At 61.7% G+C, this 20,078-nt stretch carries 15 protein-coding genes; 12 read left to right on the top strand and 3 right to left on the bottom strand.

Annotation, left to right across the window (positions count from 1 at the left end):
- Positions 1 to 42: 42 nt before the first annotated feature.
- The 3 genes from ACP7AD_RS14500 to ACP7AD_RS14490 all read left to right on the top strand — a co-directional run bounded on the left by ACP7AD_RS14500 (position 43) and on the right by ACP7AD_RS14490 (position 4,064).
- Complete coding sequence (locus ACP7AD_RS14500; RefSeq protein ID WP_426148449.1) at positions 43 to 1,842, top strand: SulP family inorganic anion transporter; 1,800 nt, start codon at positions 43 to 45, stop codon at positions 1,840 to 1,842.
- A 221-nt stretch (positions 1,843 to 2,063) separates the two neighbouring features.
- Positions 2,064 to 3,155 carry a redox-regulated ATPase YchF gene (gene ychF, locus ACP7AD_RS14495; protein ID WP_426148448.1) on the top strand — a complete coding sequence of 364 codons (1,092 nt, stop codon included), beginning with the start codon at positions 2,064 to 2,066 and terminating at the stop codon, positions 3,153 to 3,155.
- A 153-nt stretch (positions 3,156 to 3,308) separates the two neighbouring features.
- Entirely contained in the window at positions 3,309 to 4,064 is a 756-nt protein-coding gene (locus ACP7AD_RS14490; RefSeq protein ID WP_426148447.1) for an RNA pseudouridine synthase, read from the top strand.
- Between the two features lie 7 nt (positions 4,065 to 4,071).
- Here the strand turns inward: ACP7AD_RS14490 and ACP7AD_RS14485 are convergent, their stop codons facing one another.
- Positions 4,072 to 4,554: a YqaA family protein gene (locus ACP7AD_RS14485; RefSeq protein ID WP_426148446.1), complete on the bottom strand. Its 483-nt coding sequence runs from the start codon at positions 4,552 to 4,554 to the stop codon at positions 4,072 to 4,074.
- Positions 4,555 to 4,701: 147 nt separating this feature from the next.
- Between ACP7AD_RS14485 and dusB the strand changes: the two genes are divergently transcribed.
- The 3 genes from dusB to purH are packed head-to-tail and all read left to right on the top strand — an operon-like array spanning position 4,702 to position 7,661.
- On the top strand, positions 4,702 to 5,772 hold the full coding sequence (dusB, locus tag ACP7AD_RS14480; protein ID WP_426148445.1) for a tRNA dihydrouridine synthase DusB: 1,071 nt from the start codon (positions 4,702 to 4,704) through the stop codon (positions 5,770 to 5,772).
- Positions 5,769 to 6,005, top strand: a complete 237-nt coding sequence (locus ACP7AD_RS14475; protein ID WP_426148444.1) for a helix-turn-helix domain-containing protein — start codon at positions 5,769 to 5,771, stop codon at positions 6,003 to 6,005. The genes dusB and ACP7AD_RS14475 overlap by 4 nt, the downstream gene beginning before the upstream one ends.
- Before the next feature lie 57 nt (positions 6,006 to 6,062).
- Positions 6,063 to 7,661 (top strand): bifunctional phosphoribosylaminoimidazolecarboxamide formyltransferase/IMP cyclohydrolase, encoded by a 1,599-nt coding sequence (gene purH, locus ACP7AD_RS14470; RefSeq protein WP_426148442.1) that lies wholly within the window; start codon positions 6,063 to 6,065, stop codon positions 7,659 to 7,661.
- A 163-nt stretch (positions 7,662 to 7,824) separates the two neighbouring features.
- On the opposite strand, the gene hemL is transcribed toward purH, so the two are convergent.
- Positions 7,825 to 9,156: a glutamate-1-semialdehyde 2,1-aminomutase gene (hemL, locus tag ACP7AD_RS14465; protein ID WP_426148440.1), complete on the bottom strand. Its 1,332-nt coding sequence runs from the start codon at positions 9,154 to 9,156 to the stop codon at positions 7,825 to 7,827.
- On the bottom strand, positions 9,137 to 10,099 hold the full coding sequence (gene thiD / locus ACP7AD_RS14460) for a bifunctional hydroxymethylpyrimidine kinase/phosphomethylpyrimidine kinase (protein ID WP_426148439.1): 963 nt from the start codon (positions 10,097 to 10,099) through the stop codon (positions 9,137 to 9,139). The genes hemL and thiD overlap by 20 nt, the downstream gene beginning before the upstream one ends.
- Before the next feature lie 82 nt (positions 10,100 to 10,181).
- Here thiD and ACP7AD_RS14455 point away from each other — a divergent pair, with 82 nt between their 5' ends.
- From ACP7AD_RS14455 to ACP7AD_RS14430, 6 genes are all read left to right on the top strand, one after another.
- Positions 10,182 to 10,355 (top strand): rubredoxin, encoded by a 174-nt coding sequence (locus tag ACP7AD_RS14455; protein ID WP_422586082.1) that lies wholly within the window; start codon positions 10,182 to 10,184, stop codon positions 10,353 to 10,355.
- A 76-nt stretch (positions 10,356 to 10,431) separates the two neighbouring features.
- Positions 10,432 to 10,830, top strand: a complete 399-nt coding sequence (locus ACP7AD_RS14450; RefSeq protein WP_426148495.1) for a response regulator — start codon at positions 10,432 to 10,434, stop codon at positions 10,828 to 10,830.
- Positions 10,830 to 11,195, top strand: coding sequence for a response regulator transcription factor (locus ACP7AD_RS14445; RefSeq protein ID WP_293633512.1), 366 nt, complete (start codon positions 10,830 to 10,832; stop codon positions 11,193 to 11,195). The genes ACP7AD_RS14450 and ACP7AD_RS14445 overlap by 1 nt, the downstream gene beginning before the upstream one ends.
- 21 nt (positions 11,196 to 11,216) lie before the next feature.
- Positions 11,217 to 11,747: a chemotaxis protein CheW gene (locus ACP7AD_RS14440; RefSeq protein ID WP_426148438.1), complete on the top strand. Its 531-nt coding sequence runs from the start codon at positions 11,217 to 11,219 to the stop codon at positions 11,745 to 11,747.
- 211 nt (positions 11,748 to 11,958) lie between these two features.
- Positions 11,959 to 14,061, top strand: a complete 2,103-nt coding sequence (locus tag ACP7AD_RS14435; protein WP_426148437.1) for a methyl-accepting chemotaxis protein — start codon at positions 11,959 to 11,961, stop codon at positions 14,059 to 14,061.
- A gap of 56 nt (positions 14,062 to 14,117) precedes the next feature.
- Positions 14,118 to 19,955 carry an Hpt domain-containing protein gene (locus ACP7AD_RS14430; RefSeq protein WP_426148436.1) on the top strand — a complete coding sequence of 1,946 codons (5,838 nt, stop codon included), beginning with the start codon at positions 14,118 to 14,120 and terminating at the stop codon, positions 19,953 to 19,955.
- Positions 19,956 to 20,078 lie beyond the last annotated feature (123 nt).

Genomic DNA, 20,078 nt, shown 5'->3' with positions numbered 1-20,078 from the left:
TCCGCTGTTTTTTGGCACGCGGTTAACTGTACGGCCCATTGCATGAGCGATTCCACACCTCCGCCCGCACCGCCGGAACATGCTCGCCTGGCCCGCCCCGCGCCGGCGACGGGCTGGCTGCGCTGGCTGCCGGGCTTGCAGGCCTTGCGCCACTATCAGATCGCCTGGCTGCGCCATGACCTGGTGGCGGGCCTGGTGCTGACCACGGTGCTGGTGCCGGTCGGCATTGCGTATGCGGTGGCGTCCGGCCTGCCGGCCATTTCGGGGCTGTACGCGACCATCTTCGGCCTGCTGGCTTATGCGCTGTTTGGCCCCAGCCGGGTGCTGGTGCTGGGACCGGATTCCTCGCTCGTGGCCCTGATCCTGGGCGTCGTGCTGCCGCTGTCCGGGGGCGATCCGCAGCGTGCGCTGGCGCTGGCGGGAATGATGGCGGTGGTCTCCGGCGTCTTGTGCATCGCGGCGGGCTCAGCGCGCCTGGGGTTTGTCACCGAACTGCTTTCCAAGCCGATACGCTACGGCTATATGAACGGCATTGCGCTGACCGTGCTGGTCAGCCAGCTGCCTGCGCTGTTCGGCTTCTCGGTTTCGGGCGACGGACTGCTGTACAAAACCCTGGCGTTTGGCGAAGCGGTGCTGGCCGGCAAGACCAACGGGGCCGCGCTGCTGCTCGGCTTGGGCACGCTGGCGGTGATTTTCGGGCTCAAGCGCAGCAAACGCCTGCCGGGCGTGCTGATCGCCGTGGTCGGCGCGACCGCCACCGTCGCTGCGCTGGACCTGGCCGCGCGGGCCGGCGTGTCGGTGCTCGGCGCGCTCCCCCAGGGCCTGCCAGCGCTGGCGTTTCCCTTGATCACGTCCAGCGACATCGTTCCCGTCCTCCTTGGCGGGCTGGCCGTGGCATTGGTGTCGTTTGCCGACACCAGCGTGCTGTCGCGCGTGTATGCCGCGCGCGCAGGCACTTTCGTCGATCCGAACCAGGAAATGGTCGGGCTGGGGGTGGCAAACCTGGCGGCCGGCATCTTCCAGGGCTTTCCCATCAGCGCGAGCGCTTCACGCACGCCGGTGGCCGAGGCAGCCGGGGCCAAAACCCAGCTGGCGGGCATCGTCGGGGCCATCGCGGTGGCTGGGCTGCTGCTGGTGGCGCCCAGCCTGCTCAGGAACCTGCCCACCGCCACACTGGCCGCCGTGGTGATTGCGTCGGCCATCGCACTGATCGAGATCAAAGACCTGCGCCGGATCTACCGTATCCAGCGCTGGGAGTTCTGGCTGTCCATCGCCTGCATGGCCGGCGTCGCGGTGCTCGGGGCCATCGAGGGCATTGCCCTGGCGATCGTGATGGCCGTCATCGAGTTCCTGTGGGACGGCTGGCGCCCGCACTTCGCCGTGCTGGGCCGGGTCGATGGCGTCAAGGGTTACCACGACATCACCCGCTACCCGCACGCCCGGCGCATTCCGGGGCTGGTGCTGTTTCGCTGGGATGCGCCGCTGTTTTTTGCCAATGCCGAGCTGTTTCGGGACCATGCGCTGGATGCCGTGGCCGCGTCGCCGACGCCCGTGCGCTGGCTGGTTGTCAGCGCCGAGCCGGTCACCAGCGTGGATGTCACCGCCGCCGATGTGCTGGAAGAGCTGGACCATACCTTGCGCGACGCCGGCGTCGCGCTGTGCTTTGCGGAAATGAAGGATCCGGTCAAGGACAAGCTCAAGCGTTTCGGACTTTTCTCGGCGCTGGGCGAGCAGCGCTTCTTTGCCACGCTGGGCCAGGCCGTGAGCGGCTATCTCAAGGCCACCGAGGTGCCGTGGGTGGACTGGGAGGAGCGAGAGGACCGGGAGGGCGGGAAGGAATGAATGCATCGGTGCAGCCCGCCGCGCGAACCCGGGCTTGACGACTCATTACAATTGCCCGAGTTCTTTCCGGACAAAACCCGGTACAAAGCCGGGTGCAAGCACAGGCTCCGGACGGGGTTGTTCGCGGCCCTGAAGCCTCCCGCGGGTCCACGTCGGGCCGCTCCACGACATCGCCTGGTGCTCGGCGGGGACAATCGCGTAATGATTTCTAAGGAATATTGATGAGTTTGAAGTGCGGCATCGTTGGCTTGCCTAACGTCGGAAAATCCACCCTGTTCAATGCGTTGACCAAAGCGGGCATCGCGGCGGAAAACTATCCCTTTTGCACCATCGAGCCCAATGTGGGCATTGTCGAAGTGCCTGATGCGCGGCTTGATGCACTGTCCGCCATCGTCAACCCGCAAAAGGTCCAGCGCGCCATTGTCGAGTTCGTCGACATTGCCGGCTTGGTCGCCGGCGCCAGCACCGGCGAAGGCCTGGGCAACAAGTTCCTGGCGCACATCCGCGAAACCGACGCCATTGTCAACGTGGTGCGCTGCTTTGAAGACGACAACGTGATTCACGTCGCCGGCAAGGTCGATCCGATCGACGACATCGAAGTGATCCAGACCGAACTCTGCCTGGCCGACCTGGCGGCGGTTGAAAAAGCCCTGCACCGCGTGGGCAAGCTTGCCCGCTCGGGCGACAAGGACTCGGCCAAGCTGGTCGCCATTTTGGAGAAATGCCAGGCCGCGCTCAACCAGGCCAAGCCGGTACGCACGCTCGATTTCAGCAAGGACGAGCTGCCGCTGCTGCAGCAATTTTTCCTGATCACCGCCAAGCCGGCGATGTTTGTCGCCAACGTGGCCGAGGACGGTTTCGAGAACAACCCCTTCCTCGACCGGCTGAAAGCCTATGCCGACTCGCAGAATGCGCCGGTGGTCGCCATCAGCGCCAAGATGGAAGCCGAGATGGCCGAAATGAGCGACGAGGACCGCCAGATGTTCCTGGAAGAACTCGGCCAGACCGAGCCTGGACTGAGCCGCCTGATTCGCGCGGCTTACAAGCTGCTGGGCCTGCAGACCTATTTCACCGCCGGGGTGAAGGAAGTGCGCGCCTGGACCATCCATGTCGGCGACACCGGGCCGCAGGCTGCCGGCGTGATCCACACCGATTTCGAGAAGGGCTACATCCGCGCCCAGACCATCGCGTTTGACGACTTCATCGCCTTCAAGGGCGAGCAGGGCGCCAAGGACGCGGGCAAGATGCGCGCCGAAGGCAAGGAATACGTCGTCAAGGATGGCGACGTGATGAACTTCCTGTTCAGCTCCTGAAGCCTGCACTGGCGGGCGGCTCCCGGAAGATACCGGCGCCTGCCAATTTTTAAGCATTATTGGCCGTTTGCGCACTATCCACGGTCGCAAGTAGCTATTTATTTGATAGCGTTCAGTTTTATTTCAACCGGACACACCAGGACGCCTGCAGCCATGACCGAACCGGTACGACTCGCCAAACGCCTCGCTGAAATGCTGGCTTGCTCACGCCGCGAGGCCGAACAGTACATCGAGGGCGGCTTTGTCACGGTCGATGGCGTGGTGGTGGAAGAGCCCCAGTTCCGCGTCGGCAACCAGGCCATCGTGGTGTCGCCCGATGCCAGCTTGCTGGCGCAGACGTCGGTGACCATCTTGCTGCATAAGCCGGCCGACTACGAATCGCGTGACGCGGCCCATGCCAGCGGCGACGCCAGCATTCCAACCGCCGCCCAGTTGCTGACCGTGGCGAATCGCTCGCCCACCGACCGGTCCGGCATCAGGCCGCTCAAAAAACATTTTTCTGCCTCGGCATTGGCAACACCGCTGGCCACGGCGGCCAGTGGTCTCGTGGTGTTCACCGAGGACTGGCGCGTGCTGCGCAAGCTGCGTGAAGACGCCCGGGTGCTGGAGCATGAGGTGGTGGTCGAGGTCAGCGGCGACATCAAGCCCGGCGGGCTGGAGCGCCTGAACCGCATTGACCACGGCTTCACCTACCAGGGCACGCTGCTGCCGCCGGCCAAGGTCAGCTGGCAAAGCGAGGCGCGGCTGCGTTTTGCGCTCAAGGGCGAAGTGCCTGGACAGATTGCTTACCTGTGCGAAAGCGTGGGGCTCACGGTGGTGGCGATGAAACGCCTGCGCGTCGGCCGCCTGCCGCTCAGCCAGCTGCAACCCGGGCAGTGGCGCTACCTGATGCCCTACGAGCGTTTTTAAACCCGGCTCAAGCGCCGATCACGCCCGGAAACGCCCAGATCAGGCTGCCGGTCATCAAAAAATAACGCATGAACTTGCCGACGGCCATGTAGGCCAGGCAGGGCCAGAACGGAAACTTCAGCCAGCCGGCCACGGCGCACAGCGGGTCGCCGACGACCGGCAGCCAGGCCAGCAGGCAGGCCTTGGGGCCGAGCTTTTCCAGCCAGCGCACGGCGCGTCCGTGGTGCGAAGAATGGGTGTATTTGTCGGCCACCCGGTGCGCGCCAAAGCCTATCCACCAGTCAAGCGCGCCGCCCAGCGTGTTGCCGGCGGTGGCGACCAGCACGGCCGGCCAGAACATCGCCGGGTTGAGTTTCACCAGTCCGAAGACCACCGGCTCGGAGCCCAGCGGCAGCAGCGTCGCCGAGATGAAGGAGACGATAAAGACCGTGCTCAGCCCGAATTCGGGCAGGGCCAGCAGGTCGATCAGGTGTTGAATCCAGGCTTGCATAGGGGCCTGAGTATAGGCAGGCCAGGCGCCGCAAGCCGGTGCCCTGGATTTGCAAATTCCTCGTCCGGATTCCAAGTGCTGAAATTTTGGGCAGCTACAATTGTGCCTCCTTTTTCGGCAATCCCAGGCTCTCACTCCCCTTCTCCCATGAACATCGGTCCCTATGCCTTGGCAAACAATGTGTTTGTCGCGCCCATGGCCGGCGTCACGGACCGGCCGTTTCGCCAGCTGTGCAAAAAGCTCGGCGCGGGTTATGCGGTCAGCGAGATGGTCACGTCGCGCCGTGATTTGTGGGACACGCTGAAAACCTCGCGCCGCGCCAACCATGACGGTGAAGCCGCGCCGATCGCCGTGCAGATCGCCGGCACCGACGCGCAAATGATGGCTGACGCCGCCGCCTACAACCTCGACCGGGGCGCGCAGATCATCGACATCAACATGGGCTGCCCGGCCAAGAAGGTCTGCAACAAATGGGCCGGCTCGGCGCTGATGCAGGACGAGCCCCTGGCGCTGCAGATCATCGAGGCGGTGGTCGCTGCCTGCCAGTCGCATGGCGTGCCGGTCACGCTGAAGATGCGTACCGGCTGGGCGCAAGGCCACAAAAACGCCTTGACGATTGCCCGCGCCGCCGAAAGCGCCGGGGTGCAGATGATTGCCGTGCACGGCCGCACCCGCGAGCAGGGCTACAAGGGCCTGGCCGAATACGACACGATTGGCGAGGTCAAGGCCGCGCTGCGCATCCCGGTGGTGGCCAATGGCGACATCGACAGCCCTGAAAAAGCGCGCGACGTGCTCGCCTACACCGGCGCCGATGCGCTGATGGTCGGCCGCGCAGCGCAGGGCCGTCCCTGGATTTTTCGCGAACTGACGCATTTTCTGGCAACCGGCCGCCACCTGGCGCCGCCGCTGGTCGCCGATGTCAAACGCCTGCTGCTCGACCATCTGCTCGACCATTACCAGCTTTACGGCGAGTATTCGGGCGTGCGCACGGCACGCAAGCACATTGGCTGGTATGTCCGGACGCTGCCCGGCGGGGAGGCGTTTCGCGGCCGCATGAACGCCCTGGAGGATTGCCGTGCGCAGCTGGAAGCGGTGAACGAATTTTTTGACGGCCTGGGCGAGCGCATGGACCGCATCCCGGCCGCTTCCCCTGACCACGATGCCACGGTAAAAGAATTGATGAACAACGATAAAAAAAAGGAGGAAGCTGCACCATGAGCAAAATCAACCTGGAGGAATGTGTGCGCACCAGCCTGGAAGGCTATTTCACCGACCTTGGCGGCACCGCGCCCGATGGCATGTACGACATGATGGTCCGCGTGGTCGAAAAGCCGCTGCTGGAAGTGGTCATGCAGCATGCCGAGCAGAACCAGTCGCGCGCCGCCGAATGGCTGGGCCTGAACCGCAACACCCTGCGCAAGAAGCTGGTCGAGCACAAGCTGATCAAGTAAATCCGCGCCTGTTTCATTGACTTGCACCTGAACCTGCATCCCTACCCAAAGAACCCCATGAACGCCCTGATTTCCGTTTCCGACAAAACCGGCATCCTTGAATTCGCCCAGGCGCTGCACGCGCTGGGCATCCAGCTGCTGTCCACCGGCGGCACCGCCAAACTGCTGCTTGAGGCCGGCTTGCCCGTCACCGAAGTGGCCGACCACACCGGTTTTCCGGAAATGCTCGATGGCCGCGTCAAGACGCTGCACCCGAAAGTCCACGGCGGCCTGCTGGCCCGGCGCGACCTGCCCGAGCACATGGCGGCCCTTGAAACGCACGGCATTGAAACGATAGACCTGCTGGTGGTCAACCTCTACCCGTTTGAATCGACCGTGGCCAAGCACGGCTGCACGCTCGAAGACGCGATTGAAAACATCGACATCGGCGGCCCGGCCATGGTGCGCTCGGCGGCCAAGAACTGGAAGGACGTCGGCGTGCTGACCGACGCCTCGCAGTACGCCGGCGTGCTGGCCGAGCTGCAGGCCGACGGCAAGCTCACCGACAAGACCAAATTTGCCCTGTCGGTCGCCGCGTTCAACCGCATCAGCCAGTACGACGGCGCCATCAGCGACTATTTGTCGTCAGTCACCTTTGACGCCGCCAAGCTCTCGCCGGCCTATGTGCCTGAGCGGGCGCTGTTCGCCGGCCAGTCCAACAGCCAGTTCACCAAGCTGCAGGACCTGCGCTACGGCGAAAACTCGCACCAGCAGGCCGCGCTGTACCGCGATTTGCACCCGGCGCCGGGCTCACTGGTCACGGCCAAACAATTGCAGGGCAAGGAACTGTCGTACAACAACATCGCCGACGCCGACGCCGCCTGGGAATGCGTCAAGAGCTTCACCGAGTCAGCCTGTGTCATCGTCAAGCATGCCAACCCCTGCGGCGTAGCCGTGGGCGCCGATGCACTGGAGGCTTACAGCAAAGCCTTCAAGACCGACCCGACCTCGGCGTTTGGCGGCATTATTGCCCTCAACCGCACGGTGGACGAGCGTGCGGCGCTACAAATTTCGAAGCAGTTCGTCGAAGTGCTGATGGCCCCGGCCTTCACACTCGAGGCGCTGGAAGTCTTCAAGACCAAGGTCAACGTGCGGATCTTGCAGATCGACCTGCCGCCCGGCGGCGCGACTGCCTGGGCGCAGGGCCGCAACCTGATCGACATCAAGCGCGTCGGCTCCGGCCTCCTGATGCAGACCGCCGACAACCATGAGCTGGCGCTTTCCGACCTGAAGGTTGTCAGCAAGCTCCAGCCCACGCCCGAGCAACTGCAGGATCTGCTGTTCGCCTGGACCGTCGCCAAGTACGTCAAGTCCAACGCCATCGTGTTTTGCGCTGGCGGCATGACCATGGGCGTCGGCGCCGGCCAGATGAGCCGCCTCGATTCGGCGCGCATTGCCAGCATCAAGGCCGAGCATGCCGGCCTGTCGCTCAAGGGCACGGCGGTGGCGAGCGATGCGTTTTTCCCGTTCCGCGACGGGCTTGACGTGGTGGTCGATGCGGGCGCGACTTGCGTGATCCAGCCCGGCGGCTCGATGCGCGACCAGGAAGTGATCGATGCCGCCGACGAGCGCGGCGTGGTCATGGTCCTGAGCGGCGTTCGCCATTTCAGGCATTGAGCCTGGCGCTGGCGATTCGCCGGCCCGGCATCAAAAAAAGCGGCCTCGGCCGCTTTTTTTATAAGAAATAAGGTGTTTGCGCACGGTGGATATGCGCTAGCAGCTATTTTATTCATAGCAAGCAACGGCGCGTGGATGATTCCACCCCGACCGTTACTCCCGTTCAGAGGCTAGAGAAAAACCGGCTTGCCGCGTCCACCGTGGCGTCAATGTCCTCGGCCGTGTGCGCCGCGCTGACAAAGCCGGCTTCGTAGAGCGCAGGCGCGTAATACACGCCGCTGTCGAGCATGGCGTGGAAAAAGCGGTTGAAGGCCGGGCCGTCGGTTTTCATGACCTGCGGATAGTTCTGCGGCAGCGTGCCCAGCAGGAAAAAGCCGAACATGCCGCCTTCGCTGTCGCCGCAAAAAGGCACGCCGGCCTGGTGTGCAGCGTTCGTCAGGCCATCCACAAGGCTGCTGGTGCGCGCGCCCAGCGCGTCGTAAAAACCGGGCTTCTGGATTTCGCGCAGCGTGGCCAGGCCACAGGCGGTGGCGATCGGGTTGCCCGACAGGGTGCCGGCCTGGTAGACCCCGCCCAGCGGCGCCAGGTGCTCCATCACCGCGCGAGTTCCACCAAAAGCCGCCATCGGCATGCCGCCGCCAATCACCTTGCCCAGCGCGGTCAGGTCCGGCTTGAAGCCGGGAATGCTTTGCGCATAGACGCTTTGCGCGCCGCCCAGCGCCACGCGGAAACCGGTCATCACCTCGTCGAACACCAGCAGCGTGTCGTATTGCGTGCAGAGTTCGCGGCAGCGCTTGATGAAGGGCACGCTGGCGCGCACGAAGTTCATGTTGCCGGCAATCGGCTCGATCATCAGGCAGGCAATTTCCCGGCCGTGCAGCGAAAAGGCTTCTTCGAGCTGGGCGATGTGGTTGTATTCCAGCACCAAGGTGTCCTTGACCACCTCGGGCGGAACGCCCGCGCTGGTCGGGCTGCCAAAGGTCGCCAGGCCCGAGCCGGCCTTGACCAGCAGGGCGTCGGAGTGGCCGTGGTAGCAACCTTCGAACTTGATGATCTTGTTGCGCCCGGTGGCGCCGCGCGCCAGCCGGATCACGCTCATCGTCGCCTCGGTGCCGGAACTGACCAGCCGCACCATTTCGATCGACGGCACGAGCTTGACGATTTCCTCGGCCATCTCGACTTCGCGCTCGGTCGGCGCACCGTAGGAAAAGCCTTCGAGCACGGCTTTCTGGACCGCTTCCACCACCGCCGGGTGGCCGTGGCCCAGGATCATCGGCCCCCAAGAGCCGATGTAGTCGATGTAGCGCTGGCCGTCGGCATCCCAAAAGTAGGCACCCTGGGCGCGCTGCACGAAGCGTGGCGTGCCGCCGACCGCCTTGAAGGCCCGGACCGGCGAGTTGACGCCGCCGGGAATCAGTTTCCGGGCACGTTCGAACAGGGATGCGTTGCGGGACATGGTCATGGAGAGGGGAGGCTTAGTGTTTGGTTGTTCCATTGGGAGGGAATTCGAGAGGTGGATTGGAAGTCAGGCCGGCATCGTCAGTGCCAGCGGCCGTTTCGTCGTCAGGCTCTTCATCAGACTCGGCCTGCGCCCAGAACAGGCGATCCGGCACGATATGGCCCATGCCAGGGTGAAAGCCGGCGTCCAGGCTGTGGTCCAGGTAGGTCAGCGCTTCGGACGTGGCGGCCTGCAGGTCGTGGCCGTTGGCGAGCAGGGCGCACAAGGCGGCCGACAGGGTTTCGCCGGCGCCTTCAAAGACCGCCTCGAAACGCTCGAACTTTTCGCTGTACAGAACGGTTTGTGGCGTGGCCAGCACGTTGTCGATGAACTGGTCCGGCAGCGGGATGCCGGTCACCAGCGTGTAGGGAACGCCCAGCGCGGCAGCTGCCTTGGCGATGTCACGGGCCGACGGATTGCGCTCGGTGGACCAGTCGGGCAGTAGCCAGCGCCACAGCGTGCTGTGGTTGCCAATCAACAAGGTAACCTGCGGCAGCATCAGTTCGCGAAAGGCATCGAGGTAGCTGTCGATCTCGCTTTCATCCCACCACGACAGGCTGGGCATATAGGCCACCAGCGGCACGTCCGAGTAGTCGGAGGCAATTTCGGCAATCGTGCTGATGTTCTCCGGACTGCCGACGAAACCGACCTTGATGGCGGCGACCGGCATGTCTTCTAGCGCGGCGCGGGCCTGCTCGGTGACGGCATCGTCGTCAAACGGCAAGTGGTCGAAAATTTCCGCCGTGTCGCGCAGGTAGGTGCCCGTGACGACAGATAGCGGATGGGCGCCTGCCGACGTGATGGCCGTGATGTCCGCCGTGAGGCCGCCCGCGCCGCTCGGGTCATTGGCGTTGAACGTCATGACGCACGCTGGTGACGCATCGCTGTCCTCGATCTGGAGTTGCCGGCTGTCCAGTTCAGGTATGTGGGGGTTTGCCATAGGCTTTGATTTTGCCCTGTGCACGAATTAGCAACGCCGTCTAGATACAATTGTTGCATTCTATTTGAAGGCAATTTAAGCTGTGACTCAATCAATGACCTGGATGTGTTTGATCTGTGGGTGGATTTACGACGAGGCTCTGGGCGCGCCGGAACACGGCATTGCCCCTGGCACGCCATGGAGTCAGGTTCCGATGAACTGGACCTGTCCGGAGTGCGGGGCGCGCAAGGAGGACTTTGAAATGGTTCAGATGTAGGCTTCAGGCTTGCTTGCTGAAAATATGGCCACAGTGGATTCAACTGCTTCGGCGGCTGCAAAATAGGAGTAACACAGTGAGCATTTCAAGTTCCGGACTCAAGGTTCTGGTCATCGACGACAGCAACACGATCAGGCGCAGCGCAGAGATCTTTCTGAAGCAGGGCGGCCACGATGTGTTGCTTTCGGAAGATGGCTTTGATGCCCTGTCCAAGGTCAATGACTTCCAGCCCGACCTTATTTTTTGCGACATCCTGATGCCGCGCCTCGACGGTTACCAGACCTGCGCAATTATCAAGCGCAATGCCAAATTTTCGAACGTGCCGATTGTGATGCTGTCGTCCAAGGACGGCGTATTTGACAAGGCGCGTGGACGCATGGCGGGCTCGCAGGACTACCTGACCAAGCCATTCACCAAAGATCAGCTGCTACAAACCGTTCAGGCTTTGGGCTGTGCAAAACAAAGGGAAATCTAATGTCAATCAATAAAGTGCTGGTGGTGGACGACTCGAAAACCGAGTTGATGTTCCTGACCGATTTGCTGGTGAAAAACGGCTTCAGCGTCAAGACGGCGGAAAACGCTGAAGACGCCTTTCGCCGGCTGGCCGAGGAAAAGCCGGAGTTGATTCTGATGGATGTGGTCATGCCTGGGCAAAACGGCTTCCAGCTGACCCGAGCCATTGCGCGTGACCCCCAGTATGCGGATATTCCCATCATGATGTGCACCAGCAAGAACCAGGAAACCGACCGGGTCTGGGGCATGCGACAAGGTGCGCGCGACTACATCACCAAACCGGTCAATGCCGGCGAACTGATGGCCAAAATCAAGGCTCTCGGCTGAGCTTTGGCATAAACCCACACCATGGCAAACAGACAAGCCCTTAAAGAGCTGCAAACGCGTCTGGCAGAGCGATTGCAGCTTGCCAAGACACAGGGCATCGCGCCCTCCTGGCTGGCCGTCGAGGCCGGTGAAAAAAAATACCTTTTTCCGCTGGACCAGTCAGGAGAAATCTTCCCTTGGGCTGGAATCCAGCCGGTTTCCTATACACAGTCCTGGTTTTTGGGCGTGGCCAGCTTGCGCGGCGGTCTCTATGGCGTGGTGGATCTGGCCGGGTTCGTCCACGGCCAGGCATCCGGTTCCAGAAATGAACTTGCGCGCACCGAGTCGCGCCTGGTTTCGCTCAACAGCGCCCTTGAAGTCAATTGCGTCTTGCTGATCGACAAACTGGCAGGCTTGCGCAAACAGGATGATTTTGTTGATTTTTCGGCGCCCGAGGCCAATGCCGGTGCGTTTTTTGGAAACCAGTACGTCGATCTCAATGGCGCACACTGGCAGGAAATCAATCTGCAGATGCTTGCACAACAGGTTGATTTCTTAACCATTGCCGCCTAGTGCTCCTTGGCATCCGTTTTACCCGTTTTATGAAGGCTCATTCATGTCTGTTCTAGAAAATATCCAGAAGCTGTTTAAAACGAAGCCAGACCGCCCTGACGGCAGTGTGAGCACTTTTGACATGACGGATGAGTCTGTTGTCGGCAATACAACGGCACGCGTGCGGGCTGGGGCAGCAGAAGCGCAAGAGGAGATTTTTTCACCCAGCGCCATGGCTGTTACGCAAGACGGCGTGCTGATGAGCACCGAACTGCTCAGCCTTCCCGTGCTGGGTGCGCGGCCGCTTGGCGAACACCAGAAGATACTGGTCGTGGCGCTTGGGCTTGCCGTAGCCGCTCTGGCGGTGGTCACATTTTTTGCACTCAGCAAGTCCGACCGCGCTGCGCAGCAGGTGGCGGCAACCGGACAAGCGCTGATGCAGTCGCAGCGCCTCGCCAAATCGGTCTCGCAAGCACTGGTAGGCAGCGCCCAGGCCTTCCCGGATGTGCGTGAAAGCGCCGATGTCCTGAGCAAGACAGTGACCGGAATGAAGTCGGGCGACGACACCTTGCGCCTGTCTGCGGTGAGTGACGCGTTGCAGCCTGAAGTGGCAAAGGTCGCGCCGCTGGTCGAGCGGACCGAGCAGAATGCAAATATCGTGATGGGCCAAAAAGCCATCCTGCTTCAGGTGGGTGAAGCTTTGCGAACCATTAATCGGCAGTCCTCCGATCTGCTCGAAATTGCTGAAACGGTTTCCTCGCTCAAGCTTCAGCAAAATGCCGCGCCAGCAGAAATTTCTGCGTCAGGCCAGCTGGTAATGCTGACCCAGCGGATCGGCAAGTCCGCCAATGAGTTCCTGACCATGGAAGGCGTCAGCCCCGAGGCGGTCTTCCTGCTGGGCAAGGACCTGAATTCTTTCAAGGAAATTGCCCAGGGCCTGCTGGATGGCAGCCCCGAGTTGCGTCTGGGCACATCAAGGGACACGCAGACGCGGGAGCGCCTTGAAGCCCTGATCGCACTTTACGAAAAAACGCGTGTTCAGGCCGGCGCCATTCTGGGCAATCTCCAGGGGCTGGTGTCAGCCCGGGAAGCGCAGGCTTCCATCATTGCCGACAGCGAACCCCTGCGCCGCGATCTTGAGGATTTGCAGGAAAAGCTCTCTTCCCAGACGGGTCTGGGCATCGGGGCGCTTGCGACTCTGGTTGCCGCAGCCTTTGTTGCCCTGCTGAGCGCAGCGGGTCTGGCTCGCCTGCAGGTGATCGACAGCCAGCAGCGCCAGGCCGTGGCCGAAGGTCAGCGGCAAGATGCCAAGAGCCAGGAGCAAGATGCCAAGCGCGTCAACGATGCCAACCAGGCGGCCATTTTGCGTCTGATGAATGAATTGCAGACAGTGGCCGAGGGCGACCTGACGCAGGAAGCCACTGTGACCGAAGACATCACCGGCGCCATCGCCGACTCGGTCAACTACACCGTGGAAGAATTGCGCCTGCTGGTCGGCAACGTGCAGGACACGGCGACCCGGGTTGCGCAGACGACTGCGCGGGTGGAAGACACTTCCACGGAACTCCTGGCGGTTTCGACCCAGCAGCTGCGCGAGATTCGTGAAACCGGCCAGTCGGTGCTTGACATGGCCACCCGAATCAACGAAGTGTCCACCCAGGCTCAGGAATCATCCCTCGTGGCCCGCCAGTCGCTGACGGCGGCCGAGTCCGGTCTGCAGGCGGTGCAAAACGCCATTGGCGGCATGAATTCCATTCGTGACCAGATCCAGGAAACCTCCAAGCGCATCAAGCGCCTGGGCGAGTCGTCTCAGGAAATTGGTGAAATCACCGAGCTGATTTCCGACATTACCGAGCAGACCAATGTGCTGGCGCTCAACGCCGCCATTCAGGCTGCTTCGGCGGGCGAGGCGGGCCGGGGCTTCTCGGTGGTGGCCGAGGAAGTGCAGCGCCTGGCAGAGCGGTCCGCCGATGCAACCCGGCAGATTTCGGCGCTGGTCAAGGCCATTCAGACCGATACCCAGGATGCAGTAGCCGCCATGGAGCGCTCGACCCAGGGTGTGGTCGAAGGCGCGAAGCTCTCTGACAACGCCGGCATGGCATTGACCGAGATTGACCAGGTGTCGCGCCATCTGGCCGAGCTGATCGAACAGATTTCCGATTCCGCTTCCAGAGAAGCTGCTTCGGCCAATGTGGTGGCCGACAACATCCAGCATATTTTCGTGGTGACGGAGCAGACCGGAGAAGGTACCCGTTCCACGGCGCAGCAGGTGCGCGATCTTTCCCGCATGGCTGAAGAACTCCGGCAGTCGGTGTCCCGATTCAAGATCGTGTGACGCCCCTCGCCAAGCCCCTGACTGCGAATGCCGATTCCTGAACCTGCCTGTTATTTATGCACCCCATGGTCACGAATTCAATTGCCGCCAAACCCGATGCCGTCATGAATGACCTGGGCCCGCTGGCCTGGGTGCTCAGTGAACTGTGCAAATCGCTGGAGGCTGCCATCAAGGCGCTCAGGCGATTTACAAAAGAGGCTGAAGCAGCACCCGGTTCCGATCTGGCCGCAGCCGACGCCAGCCAGCTGCGCGCTGCCCGCCAGCAACTCCATCAGGCCGTTGGCGTACTGGAAGTGGTTGGTCTTGCGCAGCCTGCCATGGTGCTCCGCGCCATGGAGGCCGCTGTACAAAAGTTCGTGCAGCAGCCGGAGCTGTGCAGCCGGGACGCGGTTGTCAAAATCGAGTACGCCAGCTTCGCCCTGACTGAGTATCTCGAAGGCATACTGGCCGATAAGCCATTTTCCGCCGTATCCCTGTTTCCTCAGTACCGCAATGTTCAGGAGCTTGTGCGAGCCGACCGCATTCATCCGGCCGATTTGTGGTCCTATGAGTGGCGCTGGCTTGAGCCGGAAGTGTCTCCAATGCCCGAGCCGCATCCTTACGGCGACGACGCACGTGAAATGCTCGACAAGGCTGTTCTGCAACTGATGAAAGGCAAGGCCCCGCAAGCCGCAGCTAGCCTGAGGGATCTCAGTTTCGGATTTGCAGCGGGTCAGACCCAACGGCAGCCGAAAATTTTCTGGCTGCTCGCTGCCGGGTTTTTTGAGGCCATTGCCCACAACCTGCTGGGCTCCGACCTTTACGTCAGGCGCGCCGCTTCCCGAGTCCTGTTGCAATACGCCTCTTTGTCCCGAGGCGAGGCCGCCATCCCGGAGCGGCTGGTCCTGGATCTGCTGTTCTTTTGCTTTCAGGCGGTATCTAGCCGTGCCAGTGACACGCCGGTGCTTTCGGCGGTGCGCTTTACCTTTGGCCTGGCCCGTTTCAAGCCCGTGGACTATGAACTGGTTCAATTTGGCCGCTTCGATCCCGCACTGCTGGCACAGGCGCGCAAGCGCATTGTTCTGGCCAAAGATGCCTGGTCCTCGCTGTGCGCGGGTGAAAGCACAAAAATCAAGCAGGTAGCCGACCAGTTCAGCCTGGTGACCGATTCGCTGCGAAAACTTCATGCAGCCAGTGAACCGCTTGCGCTGGCCTTGTCCCAGGCCATTGAAACCACGGCAAACAGGAAGCAGGTGCCCGATATTGCGCTGGCAATGGAAGTCGCGACTTCCATGCTTTATCTTGAAGCCGTGTTCGATGACCTGGATCCTTCCGATCCGCAACTGGCGATCCGGACCGCCAGTCTGGCAGCGCGACTTCAAGGCGTCATCGATGGCGGGGCGCCCCAGCCGCTCGAAGGCTGGATGGAGGAGTTGTACCGCCGGGTCAGCGATAAACAGACCATGAGTAGCGTGGTGAGCGAACTGCGCATCGCGCTGGCTGAAATTGAAAGCTCGCTCGATCTGTTCTTTCGCGATTCGCAGGACAAGACCCGCCTGCAATCGGTGCCGGGGCAACTGGCGCAGATGCGCGGCGTGCTGTCGGTGTTAGGCCTTGACCAGGCTTCCCGGGCTGTTTTGCAAATGAAGGGCACGGTCGAGCAAATGCTCGACACCGAGATCGATGAGCAGCAGGCGCGTGCGGCAGGAACCTTCGAGCAACTGGGCAACAACCTGGGGATCTTGAGTTTCCTGATTGACATGCTCAATTACCAGCCAGCGCTGGTGAAAAAACTGTTTGTTTACGACGAGGAAAAAGACCAGCTGACCTCCTTGATGGGACGTCCGCCAAGCGTTGGTGACGCTGCTTCGAGCATCACCGTCAATATCGAGCCGCCTTCACCGGACCCTTCCGTTGCCGCGGAAAAAGCTGCCGACATGGATCCTCATGAGCTGCCTGGCGCCCGTTTTGACGTAGTGTCAAACCTTGATGGCGCGGTCGCGCCGCTGGCAGAGTTCCCATCGGTTGCGCTTGCGGACGATGCCGTATCCCATCTGCCGTCTGAAGCCTTGGCACTAAGCAACGCGATGGCCATTGAGATGCCATTACCTTCAGCGACGCTTGAGACGCCGGCTGTCATCGATTTTGAAGAAGATGATTTACGCGACATTTTCCTTGAGGAAGCCCGGGAAGTCGCCGGCCATGCCGTGCTGGCAATCGCCATGCTGGAAAGCCATCCTGAAGACCTGGAGCAGCTGACGGTATTGCGGCGCGCCTTCCATACACTCAAGGGCAGTGCCCGAATGGTCGGGCTGGACGAGTTTGGCGAAGCCTCCTGGGCGATGGAGCAATTGCTCAACAGCTGGCTGGCTGACCAAAATGCGGCGAGCAGCGAATTTCGTGTTTTGTGCGGCGAGGTCATGGCCGGTCTGGAGCGCTGGATCGAAGATATCGCGGGCAACCAGGATGGCGTGTGGTCAGCCCTTGCATTCTGCGACAGCGCACAAGCCATGCGCATGGAAGGGCGTTACCTTGCCCTGGACCTTTCTGGTCAGTCCGGCAATGTGTTTGAAATTCCTTCCCTGTGCGACGTAGTTGTCTCGCAAACTGCCCCCCGGATCGGGACCGGCTTTGAGAACGAGCCCAAGTCCGAGTTCTTCCTTGAAGAAGAACCCGGCATTGCAGCGACAATCCTGCCGGCTGGACAAGCCGATCCGATTCCCGCTGAGCTGGAAGAACTGGATTTCGACAGCTTGTTTCCCATGCCCTCCGAAAGCAACGTTCCGGATGCAACTGCGGATTCTGTTGATGCGTCCAGTGTTTCGGATGCCGCGTTCCTGCCCGAAACGCCTTCTGTCATTCCAGTAGACGACAGCATCGTCACGCAGGAACAAGCGCACGAAAGCGAGCAGCTCGGCGAGAAGGAAAGAGAAGATGACGCGATCAAGGTCATCGATGGCCTGCGCATTGGCATTCCGCTTTACAACGTGTACTTGAATGAAGCTGACGAATGGTCGCGCCGCCTGGTCAGTGAGGTGGCTGAATGGGCACTTGAAAGCCATCAGCCCATCAGTGCGTCCACCGTGGCGCTTGCCCATTCACTCGCAGGAAGCTCTGCAACGGTGGGTTTTCTGGCCTTGTCCGACTTGGCGCGTGCGCTGGAGCATGCGCTTGAAAATTCCCACAACCACCACAGCCACGGCGCCGGCGCCTATGGTCACTTGTTCATCGAGGCTTCCGAGGACATACGCCGCTTGCTGCACCAGTTCGCAGCCGGTTTCCTGAAGCAGCCTCTGCCAGGCATCCTTGAACGGCTGGCCGGGCTTGAGTTTTCCGACTCGTTTTTTCCGGAAACAGACGACGATGGGCTTGGCCGCTTCGACGATCCGATTCCTGCAGAGGCAGCCGACTTGCCTCTGCCCGAAGAAAGTTCGCTTTCGAGCCTTGGCAGGGCTATCAGCCAGGCAGCGTATGACGATGTCCACGACGACATCGATGCCGTCGATGTGATCGACCTTGACCTGTTCCCGATTTTTGAGGAAGAGTGCGCCGATCTCATGCCTCGTCTGGGTTCGGCCCTGCGCCAATGGGCAGAAACTCCAGCTGACTCCGGTCCTCGATCGGAAGTGCTGCGTGTGCTGCACACCCTTAAAGGCAGTGCGCGCCTTGCCGGGGCGATGCGCCTTGGGGAAATGGCCCACCGCATGGAGTCCGAGCTTGCCTCGATTGGCTTGCAAGCACCTGCGAGTCAGGAGATTGAATTTTTGTTAACCCGTTTTGACGGGATGCAAAATGCCTTTGAAAGCTTGCGTCGTCTCGATGCGGCAACGTCGCAGGCCATGCCGACCCAGGCTGAAACCCTGCCAGTCATTTCCATTGAACCGGATCCGCATGACCTTCATGTCTTCCTGTCCGAAAATGATGCTGAGGAGAATGATGTTGAAATTTCCCCCGCCATCGACAGCACCCGTGTTACTACCAGTGCCAATGCCTATGCTAGACAAATTGAAATCCCCGGGCCGCAAGCCATGGTCATGCAGCCCGTGCGACAGGCTGCCAATGCCAGCATACGGGTGCGCACCCAGTTGCTCGACCGCATGGTCAACCAGGCCGGTGAAGTCATGATCAGCCGTTCACGCCTGGAGGCAGAAGTGGGCCAGCTGCGCATGTCCCTGACGGACATGACGGGCAGCCTGACGCGCTTGCGCCAGCAGCTGCGCGATATCGAACTGCAGGCTGAAACCCAGATGCAGTCGCGTCTGGCGCTGGCGAAGGAGGCCAAGGCAGGTTTCGATCCGCTGGAGTTCGACCGCTTTACCCGCGTTCAGGAATTGACCCGCATGATGGCCGAGTCGGTAAACGACGTGGCCACCGTGCAGCGCACCTTGCAGCGCACCATTGAAGCTACGGAAGACGACCTGGTCGCCCAGGGCCGCCAGGCACGGGAACTGCAGCGCGATTTGCTGCGAACCCGTATGGTCGAGTTCGATAGCGTTTCCGAGCGGCTGTACCGCGTGGTCCGGCAAACGTCCAAGGAAACCGGCAAGCAGGTGCGCCTGGACCTGCACGGCGGCAACCTTGAAATGGACCGGGGCATGCTGGACCGCATGATGCCCGCTTTCGAGCATCTGCTGCGCAACTGCGTGACCCACGGCATCGAAGCGCCGCAAGTGCGCGCCCGCTCCGGTAAAGAGGCTGTCGGCCTGATCACCGTCCAGCTTCGCCAAGAGGGCAACGACGTTTCCGTGCAGCTGGGGGATGACGGCGCTGGCCTGGATCTGGCCCGCATCCGTGCGCAGGGCGTCAAGCAAGGGCTTATGACGGCCAGCCAGGCCACTGATGATGAAGCCACGGCCAACCTGATCTTCCTTCCCGGCTTTTCAACGGCGCAGGAGTTGACCGAACTGGCTGGGCGCGGCATCGGCCTGGATGTGGTGCGAACCGAGGTGATTTCACTCGGCGGCAGGGTCAAGACTTCGACCGTCGCGGGCAAAGGTACGCAATTCACCCTGGTGCTGCCGCTGACCACGGCCGTGACGCAGGTGGTGATGATTCGCGCGGGCAGCATGTCGGTCGGTGTGCCGGCCAACGTGGTGGAAACCGTGCGCCGCGCTACCGCTGCCGAGCTGCAGCAGGCTTACCGCTCCGGCATGCTTGATGTGGGCGGTGAATCCGTGCCGTTTTTCTGGTCGGGCGCCTTGCTGCAGGCCTCGCATTTCAGCAGCGAAGCCCAGGCCAAGACCACGCCAGTGGTTATTTTCCGAAGCGCCGCCCAGCGAATCGCCATGCACGTCGACGAGGTGCTGGGCAACCGCGAAGTGGTGGTGAAGAACCTCGGACCCCAGCTGTCTGGACTGCCGGGACTGACCGGCATGTCGATGCTGCCGTCCGGTGCCGTGGTGCTGATCTACAACCCCGTGGCCTTGGCCGCAGTCTATGGCACGCAGGCACGGGCATGGAGCAAGGACTTTCTGGAGCAGGGCGCTGGTCGTCCGACGGGCACTATTTCCCCCGTGCTGGCTGCGCCGCGAACCCCGCTGATTCTGGTGGTCGATGACTCCATCACTGTGCGCCGTGTGACCCAGCGCCTGCTGCTGCGCGATGGCTATCGTGTGGCCATGGCCGCCGACGGGCTGCAGGCCCTCGAAAGGCTGCAGGAAGAAATCCCGGCCGTGGTGCTGTCAGACATTGAAATGCCGCGCATGGACGGGTTCGACTTGGCGCGCAACATCCGGGCCGATGAGCGCATGAAAGGCCTGCCAATCATCATGATCACATCGCGCATTGCCGCAAAACACAACGAGCATGCCGTGGAGCTGGGTGTCAACCATTACCTGGGCAAGCCCTACTCTGAAGAAGAGTTGCTGCGGCTGATCCGGCAATACTGCTCGGTGAAGACTACTGCATCGGCCTAAAAAGGCCTTTTGCGCAAGTGGGACGGGCGTAGTGTGCTATTAAAGAAGGGGCTTAGGAAGCAGAGGCGATTAAAGCGGGTTGTTTCTGAGCAAGGCCAGCAGGGCATGATAAAGGCTTTGATG

This window comes from Polaromonas sp. DSP2-3-2b2 (genome assembly GCF_049895905.1).
Lineage (GTDB): Bacteria > Pseudomonadota > Gammaproteobacteria > Burkholderiales > Burkholderiaceae_C > Polaromonas.
This window is presented reverse-complemented; position numbering and strand designations above follow the sequence as displayed.